Origin of the sequence: Mycobacterium sp. SMC-15, from assembly GCF_045310925.1 — a bacterium.
Lineage (GTDB): Bacteria > Actinomycetota > Actinomycetes > Mycobacteriales > Mycobacteriaceae > Mycobacterium.
On sequence record NZ_JBJIAJ010000003.1, the window covers coordinates 25609 to 43561 of the forward strand.

Annotated in this window: 13 protein-coding genes; 7 read left to right on the forward strand and 6 right to left on the reverse strand. The window is 66.2% G+C overall.

Annotated features, from left to right (window positions below):
- Positions 1 to 25: 25 nt before the first annotated feature.
- The 4 genes from ACJH71_RS05070 to ACJH71_RS05085 form a co-directional block, all read right to left on the reverse strand.
- On the reverse strand, positions 26 to 856 hold the full coding sequence (locus ACJH71_RS05070; RefSeq protein WP_406756941.1) for an SDR family NAD(P)-dependent oxidoreductase: 831 nt from the start codon (positions 854 to 856) through the stop codon (positions 26 to 28).
- On the reverse strand, positions 853 to 2211 hold the full coding sequence (locus ACJH71_RS05075) for a cytochrome P450 (RefSeq protein ID WP_406756942.1): 1359 nt from the start codon (positions 2209 to 2211) through the stop codon (positions 853 to 855). Before ACJH71_RS05075 ends, ACJH71_RS05070 begins: the two co-directional genes overlap by 4 nt.
- 196 nt (positions 2212 to 2407) lie before the next feature.
- The gene (locus ACJH71_RS05080) at positions 2408 to 3175 is read right to left on the reverse strand and encodes a phthiotriol/phenolphthiotriol dimycocerosates methyltransferase (RefSeq protein ID WP_406757245.1); all 768 of its coding nucleotides are present in this window, start codon (positions 3173 to 3175) and stop codon (positions 2408 to 2410) included.
- A gap of 97 nt (positions 3176 to 3272) precedes the next feature.
- On the reverse strand, positions 3273 to 4322 hold the full coding sequence (locus ACJH71_RS05085; protein WP_406757246.1) for a diiron oxygenase: 1050 nt from the start codon (positions 4320 to 4322) through the stop codon (positions 3273 to 3275).
- 273 nt (positions 4323 to 4595) lie between these two features.
- On the opposite strand from ACJH71_RS05085, the gene ACJH71_RS05090 reads away from it, so the two are divergent.
- The 3 genes from ACJH71_RS05090 (at position 4596) to ACJH71_RS05100 (ending at position 9790) form a co-directional block, all read left to right on the forward strand.
- On the forward strand, positions 4596 to 6083 hold the full coding sequence (locus tag ACJH71_RS05090) for a flavin-containing monooxygenase (RefSeq protein ID WP_406756943.1): 1488 nt from the start codon (positions 4596 to 4598) through the stop codon (positions 6081 to 6083).
- Between the two features lie 75 nt (positions 6084 to 6158).
- Positions 6159 to 9173 (forward strand): RND family transporter, encoded by a 3015-nt coding sequence (locus ACJH71_RS05095; protein ID WP_406756944.1) that lies wholly within the window; start codon positions 6159 to 6161, stop codon positions 9171 to 9173.
- Positions 9174 to 9316: 143 nt separating this feature from the next.
- A complete protein-coding gene (locus tag ACJH71_RS05100) occupies positions 9317 to 9790 on the forward strand; it encodes a hemerythrin domain-containing protein (protein WP_406756945.1) in 474 nt (157 codons plus the stop codon).
- 19 nt (positions 9791 to 9809) lie between these two features.
- Here the strand turns inward: ACJH71_RS05100 and ACJH71_RS05105 are convergent, their stop codons facing one another.
- Positions 9810 to 10568 (reverse strand): lipase family protein, encoded by a 759-nt coding sequence (locus ACJH71_RS05105; protein WP_406756946.1) that lies wholly within the window; start codon positions 10566 to 10568, stop codon positions 9810 to 9812.
- Between the two features lie 297 nt (positions 10569 to 10865).
- On the opposite strand from ACJH71_RS05105, the gene ileS reads away from it, so the two are divergent.
- From ileS to ACJH71_RS05125, 4 genes are all read left to right on the forward strand, one after another.
- A complete protein-coding gene (ileS, locus tag ACJH71_RS05110; RefSeq protein WP_406756947.1) occupies positions 10866 to 14021 on the forward strand; it encodes an isoleucine--tRNA ligase in 3156 nt (1051 codons plus the stop codon).
- A gap of 388 nt (positions 14022 to 14409) precedes the next feature.
- On the forward strand, positions 14410 to 15615 hold the full coding sequence (locus ACJH71_RS05115; protein ID WP_406756948.1) for a PPE family protein: 1206 nt from the start codon (positions 14410 to 14412) through the stop codon (positions 15613 to 15615).
- An 18-nt stretch (positions 15616 to 15633) separates the two neighbouring features.
- On the forward strand, positions 15634 to 16974 hold the full coding sequence (locus ACJH71_RS05120) for a PPE family protein (protein WP_406756949.1): 1341 nt from the start codon (positions 15634 to 15636) through the stop codon (positions 16972 to 16974).
- A 10-nt stretch (positions 16975 to 16984) separates the two neighbouring features.
- Positions 16985 to 17365 carry a DUF732 domain-containing protein gene (locus ACJH71_RS05125; protein ID WP_406756950.1) on the forward strand — a complete coding sequence of 127 codons (381 nt, stop codon included), beginning with the start codon at positions 16985 to 16987 and terminating at the stop codon, positions 17363 to 17365.
- Between the two features lie 8 nt (positions 17366 to 17373).
- Here the strand turns inward: ACJH71_RS05125 and ACJH71_RS05130 are convergent, their stop codons facing one another.
- Positions 17374 to 17940 carry a class I SAM-dependent methyltransferase gene (locus tag ACJH71_RS05130; RefSeq protein ID WP_406756951.1) on the reverse strand — a complete coding sequence of 189 codons (567 nt, stop codon included), beginning with the start codon at positions 17938 to 17940 and terminating at the stop codon, positions 17374 to 17376.
- Positions 17941 to 17953: the final 13 nt, after the last annotated feature.

Below are 17953 nucleotides of genomic sequence, written 5' to 3' on the forward strand. Positions count from 1 at the left end.
GCCCGGGTCGCCGACAGCGGCGAACTCAGTCGTGTAGACCGCGCATCAGGATTCGATCCCACATCCGATCGGTCAACACGGCACGCGCCAGCACGGTGGCCTTGCCGGAGAGTCCGACCACATAGCGGGGGCGAGGATTCCTCGACCGGACCACGCGGAGCACGGCACGGGCGACCACGTCGGGTTCGATCATCACCCCGGGCTGGGCGGAGAGCTGGCGGGTGTTCTCGGCGTAACGGATCTTGAAGCCGCCGTAGGGATCATCATCGGTATAGGACGGTCGCGCCTCCTGTTGGGAGATGACGAACGGTGTCCGCACCGCGGTCGGGTCCAGCAGCACCACCCGCACTCCGAACGGCGCGACTTCGGCGCGCAGCGACAGCGACAACGCCTCCATGCCGTACTTGATCACGTGGTAGCCGCCAGCTCCCGGGCTGGCGAAGCGCCCGCCGGTACTGCCGATGTTCACGATGACGCCGGACCCGCGGCGGCGCATCTCCGGCAGGACGGCCTGGGCCAAGTGAAGTGTCGCAACCACATTGGTCTCGAACAGGCCGCGAAGGTCATCGAGAGGCAACTGCTCAAGCGGACACGTGAGTGGATATCCCGCGCTGTTGACCAAGACATCGACCCCGCCGTGTTCCGCGTCGATCTCCGCGATGAGCCGATCCACCGCGGCTTCATCGGTGACGTCGAGGGCGCGAGCCGTCAGCCCGCGTGATGTAAGGCGTTGCAGCGCTTCGGGATTGCGTCCCACCGCAAAGACGCGATAGCCGGCTGCCTGCAGCCGATCGGCGGTCGCTTCGCCGATCCCGCTTGTCGCTCCGGTGACCAGCGCTACCGGCTGGGTGCTCATCGGGTGCCGGTGTTCCCGGACGGCACGGGCGCGGAGTCCACACCGGATTCGGCGGGCACCAACTCGACGGGCAGGTGCTCGAGGCCGCGCATGGTCGCATTGACCAGGTAGCGGTAGTCCCCGGCCAGCCGGATCTCCTTGACATGGGGGATCAGCTGCGTGAGTACCCGGCTGACTTCGATGCGGGTCAGGTGGGTGCCGAGGCAGTAGTGCGCGCCACCGCCGAACGCGAGGTGGTCGGTCGGATTGCGGTCCAGGTCGAAGGTGTCGGGATCCGGGTAGTGCTGCGGATCGCGATTGGCGGCCGCGTACAGGATCAACACCCGGGCTCCGGCCGGGATGGTCTGGTCGCCGACCCGGTAATCGCGGGTCGCGGTTCGGTAGAAGCCCTGAACGGGGGAGACCAGCCGCAGTTGCTCTTCGATGGCTGCCGGGATCAATTCGGGGTGTTCGCGCAGCCGGCTGTAGACGTCCGGACGCTGTGCCAGTGTCAGAAACAGGCCCGAGATCAGGTTCGTGGTGGTCTCGCTGCCCGCGCCGACGAGCATCGAGGCGGTCCAGAACACCTCGTCATCGGAGAGGGTGTCCTCACCGCTCGGTGCCGCAAGCATCGAGATCAGGTCATCGCCGGATTCGGCGCGGCGCGCCTTGATCATCGGATCGAGACTGCGGTGCATCGCGATGACCGCCTGACTCGAGCGCATGTTCATCGCCATCCCACGCAGGGTCAGCGGTGCGAACGCAGCTTCATTGATGGTGTCCGCCCATTCCAGGAACTGGTGGCGGTCTTCCTGCGGAATCGCCAGCATCATGGTGATCAGCCGGTTCGGCAGGGGCTTGGCCAAATCGGCCACGATCTCGACTCGTCCGCGCGTGATCATCGCGGCGACCAGTTCGTCGGCCGCGCGGTTGATATTGATCTCCCACGACTTCATCGCGCGGGGCGTGAATGCCCGAGACACCGACCGGCGCAGCCGGGTGTGCACAGGCGGATCGGTGGCGTTCATGGTCTGCAGGCGGACCCGGAAGCGGGCCTGGCTCTGCGCCGAGGACAACGCCTCGTCGTCGCGCAGCGCCTGCCGGACTTCGTCGTAACCCGGGATGATCCAGATGCCGCGCTTGCGGCTGTACCAGACCTTCGGACCGGACAGCAGCGTGCGATAGCCCGGATAGGGATCATGCATCGTCTCGGGCGCGAACGGGTCGAAGTCGGTCAGCGGTGCGGTTTCGCGTCGGGTCAGGGCGTAGCGGTAAGCGGTTGCCCGGTCGCGGACCACGCCGATAAGCCCGTCAGTGCCGATCTTGAGCAGGCTGGCGCGAAACCGAAGCCGACGCGTCAGTTCCTTCTGATCCATCTGGCAAGCCCCTCGTCACGATTGTCGGGTGTGGAGCGCGATTGTGGCCCGGTGCCGGGCCACGGTTGGCCTGCGATCAGGCTAGCCGCCACCCTAACCGGCTGCCTCGGTCGCCTGAAGGGACGTCGGTCACCAAAGAAGCGCCGGAGCGCCGGGACGTCAGTCCCGATCGCTCCGCCGCTTCGATGCAGTTTCCTCAGTCTTTGACGAGGTCGAAAATGCGGTAGGTGATCTCGCCGCGGTCCAGGTCGCGGTAGAACAGCGACCCCTCCACGACGGCGAATTCCCGAGCGAAGCGGCGCAGGAAGAACGGCATCCGCTCGTTGATCAGGTCGTTGGAGCGCGGCGAGTTGGCGGCCAGGCCACGAACGACCTCGCGGCTGATGTCGCGCTCGTTGACCAGCCGCAGCGGCGGGGTGGCCAGGGTCTGCTGCCAGGACTCGATGTCCTCCTTGGCGCGGAAGTCGGTGTGCAGGAAGTGTCCGCCCGGACGCAGCACCCGTCCCACCTCGCGAACGAACTGCGCGAAGTCGGGGTAGATGTGCGAGGCCTCGACATTGACGACCGCGTCGAACGAATTGTCCGGGAACGGCAGGTTCAGTGCGTCACCCTGCACGAAGTCCAGGCCGGGCACCTGGTGGCGCTTCTGGCAGAAGACGACACCGTCCGGGTTGAAGTCCAGTCCGGTGTACGAGGCGGGCTTGAGGGTGCGGGCCAGGAAGGAGGCGCCGCCGCCGTGCCCGGAGCTGACTTCGAGCACGTTCTTGCCGGCCAGATCGATCTGGGTGGCGGTCTGGTGGTAGAGCTGGATCGAGTACCGGTTCTCTTCGTCGGCCTCGTCGAGCTTCAGGCCCAGCGGCGGGTCCTGCTCATAACCCCAGTTGAGGAAGACGACGTCGTCGTGTCCCATTCGCTTGGTCATGAACGGGTACCAGTATTTGAAGGCCTTCTTGTACAGCGGCATCGCCGAGATGCGGTACACCAGATCGGCGCCGACTTTTTCCAAGGTCTCAGATGGGGAACGCACCATACCGAAAGTATGGCACAGCGCAGAGCGGGCTTTAGACCTCGGTGAGTTGCACCGGCAGCTGCGCGCGTTGCGGCTCGCCGCGATACCGCGACGGCGCTCCGTCGATCTTGCAGATGCGCCACATCAGCCGCGCGGCCGGATTCATCAGCCCGAGTTCGTGGCAGACCATCCGGACATCGGAGAACATGTCCCGCCAGGTCTGGCGTGCGTCCGGGGTGCCGAAGAACCACTGCTTGCGCGCGGACTTCGGAACACCGAACTCGCGGAAGAACTTACGGGGCGGCACGATCATCGCTTGGCCGAGCATCCGCATGACAACGGGCACGTACAGCGAGAGCATGAATCGGCTGCTCCACCACAGCCGAGGCACCCGTCGCTCCAGGTACTTGTGGGCGAACGAGATGTGGCGCGCCTCTTCGGCGACGTGGATGCCGATCATCCTCCGCACGATTGCCGGCACGCTGTCCTCTTCGCGCAGGGCAAGGGTCTGCAGGTAGTCGAACGGGACCTCGCCCGCCAGGACTCCGAAGAAGAACGAGTTCGGCAGCGGCCCGGCGTAGAGCGGCACGATCGGGGAGAGCAGGCGCAGCCACCGCGGCATGCCGGGGACATCGACGCCGATGCGGTTCACCAACTCCTGGAACATCAGGGTGTGGTTGCATTCCTCGATGCACTCGTGCAGGCAGTAGCGGTACTCCGGCGAGCCGTTCGGCACCCAGAACGTGTAGTGCATGAGGCCCCGCACCAGGATGCCCTCGAACTGCACGCCGACCTTGGCCATGTTGGCCTGGCGCCACATGCCCATCGCGATCTTCTTTTCCAGGGGCTGCGCCCGGTACCAGGGGTGGCGGCCCAGCGGGTCCGCTCCCGAAAGTACCCAGCGGGCGTCATCCGTCTTCACCGCGAGTTCGGGATCATTCCAGTCGATGTCGACGTACGGGTTGAAGTTGCGTCGCACCGAGCTTTCGGACAGCGTCGCCAGCGTTTCGCCGTAGGCGGCGTCGCCGCCGACATACATCGCGTTCTTCAATCGCCGGAAGAAGTAAAAAAGGGCATAGGGCACCGCGGCGACGGCAATCATGCCGGCCAGCAACCAGCAGATGACGATCACAACGGTCGGCATACGGGCCCATCCTCAATTTCAGGCCCGCACCGCCATGGGGCGTAGCCGAGCCGAAGCTTACCGTCAAGTTTGGCAAAACAGTAAGGTTTAACCGTTCACTTGAGTGTGATCGGCATCATCTTGGTACCGGGCGGCGTCCATTACTTTATCTCTGCGCCGCGGACCGCCTCACACCGGGCTGACCTGCACGTACGGCGATATATTGCGGCGTTGGGGTAGCGTGTTCACCTTATGGGGACCCAGCAATACGACGCCGTCATCGTGGGGGCGGGCTTCGGCGGCATCGGTACGGCCATCCAACTGACCAAGCTGGGCTACGAGAACATCGTGATCGTGGACCGCCTGGACGGTCTCGGCGGAACATGGCGGGTCAACCACTATCCGGGGCTCTCCGTCGACCAGCCCTCTACTACTTATTCCTACTGGTTCGAACCCAACCCCTACTGGTCGCGGCTGTTCGCCCCCGGTAACGAGGTCCAAGCCTATGCCGAGCATGTGGCGGACAAATATGACGTGACGCGCTTCATGCGCTTCAACACCACGGTTGACGGCGCCCAGTGGGACGAGGACGCAAAGCTGTGGCGGACGTCGCTGGCCGGCGGTGAGACGCTGACCTCGCAGTTCCTCATCGTCGCGACCGGCTTCCTGTGCCAGCCGAAGATTCCCGACATCCCCGGCATCGACACCTTCGCCGGCCATGTCGTGCACACCGCCGAGTGGGACCACGATTACTCGATGGCAGGCCGGCGGGCGGCGGTCATCGGAACCGGGTCCACCGGGATCCAGGTGATCCCCGAGCTGGCCAACGAGGTCGCCGATCTGACGGTGTATCAGCGCACCCCGATCCTGGTGACGCCCAAGTCCGACGTGGTGTTCCCGCCGGCGGTGCAACGGATGTTCGCCCGCGTGCCGTTCACCCAGCGTATTGTCCGGTGGCTCACCGACAACACCACGGACTTCATGATGGTGCTGACCATGTGGCGCTACCGGCGCTTCAAGTTCCTCAACAAGGCGATGGCGGCCCAGTCCGCGCGCCATCGGCGGCGCTCGGTGCGCGATCGTGAGCTCGCGCGCAAGATGGCGCCCGATTTCGACTTCGGCTGCAAGCGTCCGTCGATCTCCAACAACTACTACCCGACATTCGCCAAGCCGAATGTGCACCTGGTGACCGAGGGGATCGAGCGGATCGAACCCGACGGCATCGTGGCGTGTGACGGCACGAAGCGTGAGATCGACACCCTGGTGCTGGCAACGGGATACGACGTCTGGGAGGGCAACCTGCCGGCGATCGAGGTGATCGGTCGCGGCGGTCGCAACCTGGGCAAATGGTGGCGCGAGACGCGTTTCCAGGCCTACCAGGGCATGACCGCCCCGCAGTTCCCGAACTTCATCAACATGGCCAGCCCGTTCTCCTGGGTCGGGCTGTCCTGGTTCAACACCGTGGAATACCAGACCCGCCACATGAACCGGCTGTTCGGCGAGGTGCAGCGGCGCCAGGCGCAGACGTTCGAGGTCACCGAGGAGGCCAACACCCGGTTCTACGAGCGGATGATGGGCCTGCTGGACAGCTCGGTATTCCACCTCGGTAACTGCGCGACGTCGAATTCGTATTGGTTCAACCAGAGCACCGGGGAGGCCCCGCTGTTCCGGCCGACCTCGGTGCGCAGCGCTGTCAAGGAGCAGGACCACTTCCCACTCTCGGACTATCTGATCGGATAGTTTCCGCCGCTACGGTCCTGAACAGGGGGTTACAGTGATCGTTTGGGCACATTGTCAGGTGAGGGGCCTCGGACAGTGACACATACACACCGCCCGAGCCACGACCGGTCGTCCGCGGCCGCATTCGTTCGCCGATTCGCGTTGCCGATCATCCTGGGCTGGATCGCCCTCACCGCGTTGGTGAGCGTCGCCGTGCCGCCGCTGGAGCAGGTCGCCAAGGAACACCCGGTGTCGTTGAGCGCCAAAGACTCCCCGTCGATTCAGGCGATGGCACGGCTTGGGCACGACTTCGCCGAGTCCAACACCGACAGCGCGGCAATGATCGTCATCGAAGGCGATGAGCCGCTCGGTGACGCCGCGCACCACTACTACAACGAGCTGATCGCCCAGCTAAACGCCGACACCAAGCACGTTCAGCACATCCAGGACTTCTGGGGAGACCCGCTGACCGCGGGGGGCGCCCAGAGTTCTGACGGCAAGGCCGCATTGGTGCAGCTGAACCTCGCCGGAAACCAGGGTGAGGCGCTGGCCAACGACTCGGTCGAGGCGGTCCGCGACGTCGTGGCGCGCACGCCGGCGCCCGCCGGGGTCCGGGCCTACGTCACCGGCCCGGCGCCGATGGTCACCGACATGAACTCCAGCGGCGACCGAGCGGTGCTCAAGATCCTGGTGGCGACCGTCTCGGTGATCTCGCTGATGCTGCTGCTGCTCTACCGATCCTTCAGCACCGTCGCGTTGCTGCTGGCCGTGGTCGGGGTCGAACTGGCGGCGGCACGCGGAATCGTCGCGTTCCTGGGGCACTACGGCCTGATCGGGCTGTCCACGTTCGCGATCAACATCCTGGTGACGTTGGCGATCGCGGCCGGCACCGACTACGGGATCTTCTTCATCGGCCGCTACCACGAAGCCCGCCATGCCGGCGAAGACCCGGAGACGGCCTACTTCACCACCTATCGCGGTGTCGCCCACGTGGTGCTGGCCTCGGGCCTGACCATTGCCGGTGCCACGTTCTGCCTGAGCTTCACCCGGTTGCCGGTGTTTCAGACCATGGGTGTGCCGTGTGCGGTCGGCATGCTGGTCGCGGTGGCGATCGCGCTGACGCTGGTTCCGGCGGTGCTGGCGATCGCCACGCGCCGCGGACTGCTCGAACCCCGGCGCAAGATGTCCGATCGCGGCTGGCGCAAAGTGGGCACGGCGATCGTGCGCTGGCCCGGCCCCATCTTCGTGGCCGCCTGCGCGATCGCGCTCATCGGCCTGCTCGCCCTGCCCGGCTACAAGGTGAGCTACAAGGACCCGTCGTTCATCCCGCAGGACACGCCGGCCAACCTCGGCTGGGCGGCCGCGGCGCGGCACTTCCCGGAATCGCGCCTGCTTCCGGAGGTGCTGCTGATCGAATCCGATCACGACATGCGCAATTCCGCGGACTTCCTGGTACTCAACAAGCTGGCCAAGAGCGTCTTTGCGGTCGAGGGTGTCGCCATGGTGCAGGGGGTGACCCGGCCGGAGGGCACCCCGCTCGGTCACACCTCGATTCCATTCCTGCTCAGCATGCAGAGCGCCGGGCAGATGCAGAACCTGGACTTCGTCAAGAGCCGGGTGGCCGACATGCGCCAGCAGGCCAACGATCTCGAGGGGACCATCACCTCGCTGCAGCGGATGTACGGGCTGATGCAGCAGATGGCCGCCAACACCCATCACGCGACCGGTGTCTCGCAGGAGGCGAGGGACCTGGCCACGCAGGTGCGCGGCAACATGGCCGATTTGAACGAGAACTCCAAAGCGTTGCGTGAATCCGTCGAAGGGAAGGATTGTCGCGGCGACACCACTTGTCTGTCACTGCGGGCGGCGTATGCGTCGATGGACGGCACCACCCTGCTCACCGAGAAACTCGACGAGCTGGCGCCCGACATGAGCAACATCGACGCGGTGACCCCGCAGCTGCTGGAGATGATGCCGGCGCAGATCGCCGCGATGCGCAGCCTGCAGACCATGATGCTGACGTTGCACAGCACCATGTCCGGGATGATGGCGCAGATCGAGGAGGTCGGTGGTGACTCGGCCGCGATGGGGCAGGACTTCGACGCGGCGAAGAGCGACGACTCGTTCTACCTGCCCCGGGAAGCCTTCGACAACCCGGACTTCAAACGTGTGATCCAGCTGTTCTTGTCGCCGGACGGGCACGCGGCGCGCTTCTTCATCACCCACGACGGCTACCCGGCGACTCCAGAGGGCATGGCGCGGGTCAACCTGATCAAGAAGGCCGCCACCGAGTCGTTGAAGGGCACCCCGCTGTCGACCGCCAAGGTGTACGTGGCCGGCACCGCCGCGCTCTTCAACGACTTGCAGGGCGCCGCCGACTACGACCTGCTGATTGCCGGAATCACCTCGCTGGCAATCATTTTCATCATCATGCTGCTCATCACTCGCAGCTTCATCGCCTCGGTGGTGATCGTCGGGACGGTATTGGCGTCGCTGGGCGCGTCGTTCGGGCTGTCGGTACTGCTGTGGCAATACATCTTCGGCATCAACCTGCACTGGCTGGTGATGGTGATGTCGGTGATCATTCTGTTGGCGGTGGGCTGTGACTACAACCTGCTGCTGGTCGCCAGGTTCAAAGAGGAGATGGGCGCCGGACTGAAGACCGGCATCATCCGCACCATGGGCGGCACCGGCAAGGTCGTCACGGCTGCCGGGCTGGTGTTCGCCTTCACCATGGCGTCCATGCTCGTCAGTGATCTGCGGGTGGTGGGCCAGGTTGGCACCACGATCGGGCTCGGTCTGCTGTTCGACACGCTGGTGGTGCGCTCGTTCATGATGCCCTCGATGGCGGCACTGCTGGGGCGGTGGTTCTGGTGGCCGCTGAATGTGCGGGAGCACCCGGCTCGTGCGGTGCCGGTGGCTGCCCCGGCTGCCACCGCTCCCTCGGCTGCCACGGAAGGCAAGCCCGACGCGAATGACCGGACCTTCGAGGACATGGTCGCCACGGCGTTCCCGGAGCTGTCCGCTCGTCCGGCGACGCCGTCGGACCAGGACCGGCCCACCGAGGTGCTGGCCACGATTCAGCCGCCGGAGGAAGAGGCCGACAACTGAGCCCTGCGCCGGCCCTGGTCAGCGTGCCACCGCATGGGCTAGATTTAGACAATCCGTGATTGTGTAAATCATTTGTAGGGTCTGACGTGGGGATTCGACGGTGTCAGTCAGGTCGTCGAACCGGTCTGAGGGGAGCGCCGTACATGTCCGATGAAGCCCTTTCGGCCGCCTTGGCGCGTGAGCATCAGCAGATCGAGGCCGGAATCGGCGCCTTCCTGGAGGGCCTCGAGGGCGGCAGCGCCGACGTTGACGGCTTGCGCGCAACGCTGGCTGTGCTACGCCGCCACATCTACCTGGAGGAACAGCTGCTGTTCCCGCCGATCAGCAGGGGCGCGCACATGATGGCGGTCTTCGGGATGATCCGAGGCCATGGCGAGATCTGGCGCACCATGAACGCGCTCGACGACCTCTCCCGTGCCGGCGCGGACCATGCGACGCTACGGGGCGCCTGCGGCCGGCTCCTGGAGCAGCTGGCCGACCACAACAAGGTGGAGGAGCCGGTGATCTACCCGGCCGCCGACACCGGCCTGACACCGGAAGTGGCCGCAGAAGTGGCCGAGTTCCTAGCTGCCGGCCGGATGCCCGACGGGTGGACCTGCGCGCGGGGAGCGGCCTGAACCCGCTTGAAACCAGCGATCAGGCTTCGCCGGCGATGAGCGCGGAAAGGCCGGCGTGATAGGCGGCCAGGCTGTGCCGCCAACCGATGTCGACGGCCCCACCGCTGTCCACGGCGATTTCGGCACCCGCGTGTACATACGGCGCGGGCGGCACCAGCGGGACGATGTCGAGGAAATTCACCACGCGATAGCAGCATTCGATGGCGGCGTCGAACGCGGCCTTGAAGTCGGCCACGCCGACTCGCGGGCCGCCGAACGTGGTCAGCCGCGGCTCGATGGTGTTCGGGGGCATCCCGTGCGCGACATCGGGTGCGGCCAGCACGGCCAAGGCGCCCCCGAGGCTGTGCCCAGTGATGAGGATCTGACTGCACCCGGCGGTCGCGGTGGGCAGGTTGGCGGCGATGGAGGCACGGACACAGCCGTAGACGTCCTGGAAGCCGGCATGCACCTGGCCGAAACCCGCCACCGGCGAATACGGCGCCGGGAAGAAATCGAAATCGGCGATCCAGTCCGCCACATCGGAGCTGCCGCGAAAGGCGATGAACGCGGTGCCCCTGGCGGTGTCACGGCCCATCAACCCAAAGATGTTGGTGTCCTTGGCCATCGCCGTCGCAGGATGCTGCGCGGGTAGCTCGGCCAAGTGTGCCCGGTCAGCTTTGATCAGGGCGGTCTGGCTGAAACCGGTAGGCAGTGTGGGTGCAGCGCCGGACATCACGGCGTAGGCCGCCGATGCCAGCGGCAGTACCACGTCGCGGGCGTAGGACGGGCTGAATGCCACGTCGAACAGTCTAGGAGCCTCAAAGTTGTCAACGAGCCTCGAAGTTGTCAACAAGTTGGCAACGTTTAAACTTTGACTCAACGGCTTTGAACCGGCCATCACCGGGGAGCCTTCGGAAGAACAGTCGGACCATTCCCACGGGCCGACTCACTAGAACCGAACGGGACGGCCCGTCACAGCCCTACATCGAGCGGTCGTGCCCCGCAGGCGGGAGTGCGGCAAGCGGGGTGGTACCGCGGCGCTCGCGCAACCGCGCGGCGTCGTCCCCGGGCCGGGCCCTTGGGAGACGACACAGACGTGAGCGAACGCAGCTATCCGAAGCCGGCCGCCGGCGCCCCCGACTTCCCGGCGGCCGAAGCCGCCGTCCTGGATTACTGGGCCGCAGATGACACCTTCCGGGCCAGCATCGCCCGCCGCGACGGCGCGCAGGAGTACGTGTTCTACGACGGGCCGCCGTTCGCCAACGGCCTGCCGCACTACGGACATCTGCTGACCGGCTACGTCAAGGACATCGTGCCGCGTTACCGCACCATGCGCGGCTACAAGGTGGAGCGCCGGTTCGGCTGGGACACGCACGGGCTGCCCGCCGAGCTCGAGGTGGAGCGCCAGCTCGGCATCACCGACAAGTCGCAGATCGACGCCATGGGCATCGCCGCGTTCAACCAGGCATGCCGGGAATCGGTGTTGCGCTACACATCCGAGTGGCAGGCCTACGTCACCCGCCAGGCCCGCTGGGTGGACTTCGACAACGACTACAAGACCCTGGACCTGCCTTTCATGGAGTCGGTGCTGTGGGCGTTCAAGCAGCTCTGGGACAAGGGCCTGGCCTACGAGGGCTACCGGGTGCTGCCGTACTGCTGGCGCGACGAGACCCCACTGTCCAACCACGAGCTGCGGATGGACGACGACGTCTACAAGAGCCGGCAGGACCCGGCGCTGACTGTCGGCTTCCGGATCGTCGGTGGGGGACCCGCCGGTGAGCTCGAGGGCGCTCACCTGTTGGTGTGGACCACCACTCCGTGGACACTGCCGTCCAACCAGGCGGTGGCGGTCAACCCGGATGTGACCTATGTAGTGGTCGCGGCGGGGGAGCGGCGATACCTGATGGCCGAGGCGCGGCTGGGTGCCTATGCACGCGAGCTCGGCCTGGGCGAGGGCGAGGAGCCTCAGGTGCTGGGCAGCTACCGCGGCTCGGAGCTGCTCGATGTGCGCTATGCGCCGCCGTTCCCGTACTTCATGGACTCGGCGAATGCCTTCCGGGTGCTCGCCGCCGATTTCGTGTCCACCGAGGACGGCACCGGCATCGTGCACCTGGCGCCCGCCTACGGTGAGGACGACAAGAACACCACCGACCCGGCCGGCATCGTCCCGGTCACTCCGGTGGACGCCAAGGGCCGCTTCGATGTGACTGTGCCGGACTATGCCGGCCAGCACGTCTTCGACGCGAACAAGGCGATCATCGCCGATCTGAAGAACGGCACCGGCCCGGCTGCCGCCAACGGCGCGGTGCTTGTGCGCCACGAGACCTACGAGCACCCCTACCCGCACTGCTGGCGATGCCGCAACCCGCTGATCTACAAGGCGGTGTCGTCGTGGTTCGTCCGCGTCACGCAGTTCCGGGACCGGATGGTGGAGCTGGGCGAGCAGATCACCTGGTACCCCGAGCACGTCAAGGACGGGATCTTCGGCAACTGGCTTCGTGGTGCACGAGACTGGTCGATCTCCCGAAACCGCTACTGGGGCACCCCGATTCCGGTATGGAAATCCGACGATCCGGCTTATCCGCGGATCGACGTCTACGGCAGTCTGGATGAGCTGGAGCGCGACTTCGGGGTGCGGCCGGACAATCTGCATCGCCCCTACATCGACGAGCTGACCCGGCCCAACCCCGACGACCCGACCGGCCGTTCGACGATGCGACGCATCTCCGACGTGCTGGACGTGTGGTTCGACTCGGGCTCGATGCCCTATGCCCAGGTGCATTACCCCTTCGAGAACTCCGAATGGTTCGACGGCGGCGGGGGACAGGCTGCCCACTACCCGGGCGATTTCATCGTCGAATACATCGGCCAGACCCGCGGCTGGTTCTACATGATGCATGTCCTGGCGACTGCGCTGTTCGACCGTCCGGCGTTCAAAACCTGTGTGGCGCATGGCATCGTGCTGGGCAGCGACGGGCAGAAGATGAGCAAGTCGCTGCGCAACTACCCGGACGTGAGCGAAGTGTTCGACCGCGATGGCTCCGACGCCATGCGCTGGTTCCTGATGGCCTCGCCGATCCTGCGCGGCGGAAACCTGATCGTCACCGAGGCGGGCATCCGCGAGGGCGTACGCCAGGTGATGCTGCCGCTGACCAACGCCTACACCTTCCTGACGCTGTATGCCCCGAAACCCGGTGTCTGGCGCACCGATTCGCAGCACGTACTGGACCGCTACATCCTGGCCAAGCTGGCGTCGCTGCGCGACGACCTGACGCGAGACCTGGATGTGTGTGACATCTCCAGTGCCTGTGAGCAATTGCGACAGTTCACCGAGGCGCTGACCAACTGGTACGTGCGCCGGTCCCGGCAGCGGTTCTGGGACGAGGACGCCGACGCGATCGACACCTTGCACACCGTGCTGGAGATCACCGCGCGACTGGCCGCGCCACTGCTGCCGCTGACCACCGAGGTGATCTGGCGCGGGGTCACCGGGGAACGCTCGGTGCACCTGACCGATTGGCCCGAGGCCGCCGATCTGCCCGCCGACACCGAACTGGTGGCGGCGATGGATCAGGTCCGCGAGGTCTGTTCCGCGGCGTCGTCGGTGCGCAAGGCGCACCAGCTGCGGGTCCGGTTGCCGCTGCCCAAACTCACCGTCGCCGTCGACGAGCCGCAGCGGCTGGCACCCTTTACCGACCTGATCGCCGACGAGCTCAACGTCAAGGCCGTCGAGCTGACCGACGACATCGCTCACTACGGGCGATTCGATCTGGCGGTCAACGCGAAGGTGGCCGGTCCCCGCGTGGGTAAGGATGTCCAGGCCGCGATCAAAGCGGTCAAGGCCGGCGAGGGCGTCGTCAATCCCGACGGGACCCTGAGCGCGGGTCCGGTGGTGCTGCTGGAGGGCGAGTACACCTCCAAGCTGGTGGCCGCCGACCCGGAATACACCGTGGCGCTGCCCGAAGGCGCCGGCCTGGTGGTGCTCGACAGCGCGGTGACGCCCGAGTTGGAAGCCGAGGGCTGGGCCAAGGACCGGATCCGGGAGCTGCAGGAGCTGCGTAAAACCAGTGGCCTCGAGGTCTCCGACCGGATCAGTGTGGTGATCGCGGTACCCGAGCAGCGGCTGGAATGGGCGCAGAATCATGCCGAGTTGATCGCCGGAGAAATCTTGGCGACCAGTTTCGAATTCGGTGACCCGGCCGACCCCGTGGAAATCGGTGACGGTGTGCGGGTGTCCATCGCCAAGGCCTGAGGATTCAGTCGGCGAAATTTCCGGTTTCGGCCAGGACCGACTTTCTCGCGCCCAGATTCTTATGGTCGACGGCGGCCCGCGGACGGGGCCTACGCCGTCCGTCGTTGGCAGCTCGATCACGGCATTTATGCAGTTTGTGGTGGTAAAAAACCCGTCCGTGGGCGCGGGCAGGTAGCACCGCTGAGGTAGGTGAAACACCGGCGAAACAGCCCTGAACTGCCACGTCGGCGACTTCAGGGGCCGTTCGTCCCCGATTAACCTTCAGGCCATACGAACAGTTGTCTGCGGTTGGTTCTGACCCACCCGAATTGCCAGGAACCTGGCAAGCCGTTGCGCGACGCAACTCGGGTGGGTCGGTTCATTACTTGGCTAGAGGGGCAGGGGATTCATGGATTTCGGGGCACTCCCGCCAGAGGTCAACTCCGCGCGAATGTATGCCGGTCCGGGCTCGGCACCGTTGCTGGCGGCCGCGGCGAACTGGTCGGCCATGGCGACCGAGCTGCACTACACCGCCACGTCGTATGCCGCGGTGATCGCCGACCTGGCGGACTCGGCGTGGCAGGGCCCCTCGGCGGCATCGATGACGGCAGCGGCGGGCCCGTACGCGGCGTGGCTGAAGGCCACCGCCGTCGGCGCTGAGGAGACGGCGCTGAAGGCCACGGCAGCAGCCGGCGCCTATGAGGCCGCTTACGCCGCCACCGTGCCGCCGCCGGTGATCGCCGCCAACCGCACCCTGTTGGCCACGCTGGTGGCAACCAACTTCCTCGGACAGAACGCACCGGCGATCGCGGCGACCGAAGCGCAGTACGGCGAAATGTGGGCGCAGGACGCGGCCGCGATGTACACCTACGCCGGTTCGTCGGCGACGGCCACCCAGCTGAGCCCCTTCAACAAGCCGCCGGAGACCACCAACTCCACCGGGGACATCAGCCAGCCGGCGGCAGCCACCAATGCGGTGCAGAACGCGGCCGCCTCCAACGCCGGGACGCTGCCCGGAGGGGTCACCCAGATCTTGGACGACTACCAGGCAATCGTGAAGACACTGACGAATGTGATCAGCACCGCGAACGGACCCTACGGTATTAACGCCCTCAGCTCGGCACGAAGCGTCTACCAAATGGCCATCAGTATCCCGTCGGTGGCCACTGCGCTCGGAAACCTGACCAACACTCTGAACCCTAAGCCGATCGTCGGCGCCTTGGCACCCCTGCTGTCCAGCCCACTGCTCAGCGGTTCGCACTCCGTCCCGGCGGCAGTGTCGGGGGCCGTGGGCCGAGCCGGCCTGATCGGGTCGCTGTCGGTGCCTTCCACCTGGGCCAGCGCCGTTCCGGCAGTCAAGACCGCCACCGTGGCGCTGCAGGCAAGCGTGCTCGAGGCCGCTCCGGCGCTCGCCGCAAACGGTGAGGGTGTGCTGGCCGGCCAGATGGCGCTGTCGAGCCTGGCCGGGCGCGCGATCGGGACACCGATACGGCAGGCCGCGGGTGCCACCGCCACCCGGGCGATCAGTGCGATCAGCCACGTCACCAACAGCCAGACGGGGCCGGATATCGCCACCACCGCCACCGTCATCGTCATCCCGCCGATCGCGAAATAACGGAAGTAGGTCGCGTTCATGGTATTTCAGAGCTTCGCAGCGCAGCCCCCGGAGATCATCTCCGGCCAGTTGTATTCGGGTCCAGGTGCCGACCCGCTGTTCGCCGCGGCGGCGGCCTGGTCGGGGCTGGGCGCCGAGTTGCATGCCGCCGCGTCCTCCTACCAGGCGGCGCTGGCAAGCCTTAGCGGCGGCTGGCAGGGGCCGGCCGCGGCGGCGATGGCGTCCGCCGCCGCTCCGTACGTGACCTGGCTGACGACCACGGCGGCGCAGGCTGAGCAGACCGCCGCCCAGGCGTCTGCCGCAGCTGCCGCCTATGAATCGGCCTTCGCCGGGATCGTGCCACCGCCGGCGATCGCGGCCAACCGCAGTCAGCTGGCATCGTTGGTGGCCACGAACATTCTCGGGCAGAACAGCACCGCGATCGCCGCTGTCGAAGCGGAGTACAGCCGAATGTGGGCGCAGGATGTCGCCGCCATGCTCGGCTACGCCGGCGCTTCGGCGCAGGCAACCAATCTTTCCTCATTCACCGCGCCCCCGCCGACCACCAAGGGCGACGCGGGGAGCGCGCAAGCGGGCGCGGCCCCGACGACTGAACCCGACTTGATTCAGCAGATCACCCAGCAGATCAACTCGTGGACCTCGGCCTATAACACCGGCTGGCAGAACCTGATCGACGGTGCCACCGGCACCACCTACACGCATAACTTGTGGGAGAGCCAGCTCTCCCTGGTGAACGGAGTCAGTGGCCAGACCGGGTGGGTCAACGCCGTCCATGCCAGTACCAACATGGGCATCACCCAATTCCGGAGTGGATATACGGCGGTGGTGCCGGCAATCCCGAAGTCGGCGCTCGGCGGCCTGCACAGTTCCGGGTTGACTTCGGGCGCTGGTCTGACCAGGGCCGCCGGGGCCGCTGCGGGCAGCGCGATGCGCGTCGGAGCGCTGTCGGTGCCGCCGAACTGGGCTAGTGCCACCTCGGCGATCCAGCTGGCCTCCACCTCGCTGCCGCAGACGGCGCTGGGCGCTGCTCCCGCGGCAGGATCGGTGCCGGGCATGCTCGCCCCGGCGGCCCTGGGCAGTGCGGCCGGTGGTGCATTGGGTGCGCCGGCCACTCGGACGGTGGCCCCGGTGGCCCGCGTGGTGTCGACCAACATCAAGGATCGCGATGCGCCGGTTCCACTCGATCAGGTGATCGCGCAATTGCAGCAGACGCCGGATGTGGTGCAGCATTGGAACGTCGATCAGGCCGGCCTCGATGAACTTGTCGCGAAGCTGTCCCTGAAACCAGGCATCCACGCGGTGCACGTCCTCGACGACGAGGACATCGCGCTCGCCGGAACGAAGTCCGCGCTCGGCTGACGTGCCCCCGATGCCGCACGACTTCGGCCGCCCCAGGAGGAGCCCTATGAAGCTGTTGTTCGTCCCGCTTGTCGCCGCCGCCGCGGTTGTTCTTGCCGCCCCTGGGCACGCCGATCCCAATGTGGTTGAGGTGAGCACGGTCGACAGTACAGAATTCATCACCTCGCTTCGGCAGGTCGGGATTGTCTTCGACGACCCGGCCCAAGCCGTGGCCGCCGCCGAAGCGCTCTGCGGGTTGGCGGCAAACGGTGAATCAAGTCTCGAACTGCTCAACGACATCACCGAAGCCAACCCCGACCTGACCGTCGCCGACGCAGCGCGGTTCGCGGCGATCGCAGCGAAAACCTATTGCCCGCACCAGCTCAAAAAGGGCAGCGGAGGGTCGAAGTAGCGCCGGGGTCAGGGTTTGACGGCCAGCCAGCGCTGCTGACCGGCCGCGGTGATCACCTCTACATCGCGGAAACCTATGCCGCGCAACCGGTCCGGTAACGCATCGGGTGAGACCGGGTTGTAAGTATCGCGGAAATGCATCAGCTGGAACATCGCCGAGTGCACCCCGTCGCTGCCGGCGAAGACTGCCCCGGGCCGCAGTACGCGAAAGGCCTCGGCGAACAGTTGGTCCTGCAACGCCGGCGTCGGAACGTGGTGCAGCATCGTGAAACACACCACGGAACTGAATTCGTCCGAGGGCAGCCCCGTATCGGTGCCGTCGCCGTTGATGATGTGGGCACGTGAGCCGTATTTCGCCTGCAGGCGCCTGGTCATCGGGGGGTCGATCTCGACGGCAGTCAGCCGGGGCGTCATATCCACCAGGCACCGCATGTTGGCGCCGTAGCCCGGCCCGATCTCCAGGGTGTTCTCGCCGAGGTCGACGTCCGTCAGCGCCCACGGCAGAAGTTTGCGTTCGACGCTGCGCGCCCAATACCGCGAGCTGCAACACAGTCGGTGCAGCAGATTCATCGCCATCGTCTCGACAGTA

Coding starts and splice junctions, on each gene's coding strand:
- ACJH71_RS05125 (WP_406756950.1), top strand. CDS start 16,985: ATGCCGCACGACTTCGGCCGCCCCAGGAGGAGCCCTATGAAGCTGTTG.
- ACJH71_RS05120 (WP_406756949.1), top strand. CDS start 15,634: ATGGTATTTCAGAGCTTCGCAGCGCAGCCCCCGGAGATCATCTCCGGC.
- ACJH71_RS05080 (WP_406757245.1), bottom strand. CDS start 3,175: ATGCCGCTGTACAAGAAGGCCTTCAAATACTGGTACCCGTTCATGACC.
- ACJH71_RS05130 (WP_406756951.1), bottom strand. CDS start 17,940: ATGGCGATGAATCTGCTGCACCGACTGTGTTGCAGCTCGCGGTATTGG.
- ACJH71_RS05100 (WP_406756945.1), top strand. CDS start 9,317: ATGTCCGATGAAGCCCTTTCGGCCGCCTTGGCGCGTGAGCATCAGCAG.
- ACJH71_RS05115 (WP_406756948.1), top strand. CDS start 14,410: ATGGATTTCGGGGCACTCCCGCCAGAGGTCAACTCCGCGCGAATGTAT.
- ACJH71_RS05090 (WP_406756943.1), top strand. CDS start 4,596: ATGGGGACCCAGCAATACGACGCCGTCATCGTGGGGGCGGGCTTCGGC.
- ACJH71_RS05085 (WP_406757246.1), bottom strand. CDS start 4,322: ATGATTGCCGTCGCCGCGGTGCCCTATGCCCTTTTTTACTTCTTCCGG.
- ACJH71_RS05070 (WP_406756941.1), bottom strand. CDS start 856: ATGAGCACCCAGCCGGTAGCGCTGGTCACCGGAGCGACAAGCGGGATC.
- ACJH71_RS05075 (WP_406756942.1), bottom strand. CDS start 2,211: ATGGATCAGAAGGAACTGACGCGTCGGCTTCGGTTTCGCGCCAGCCTG.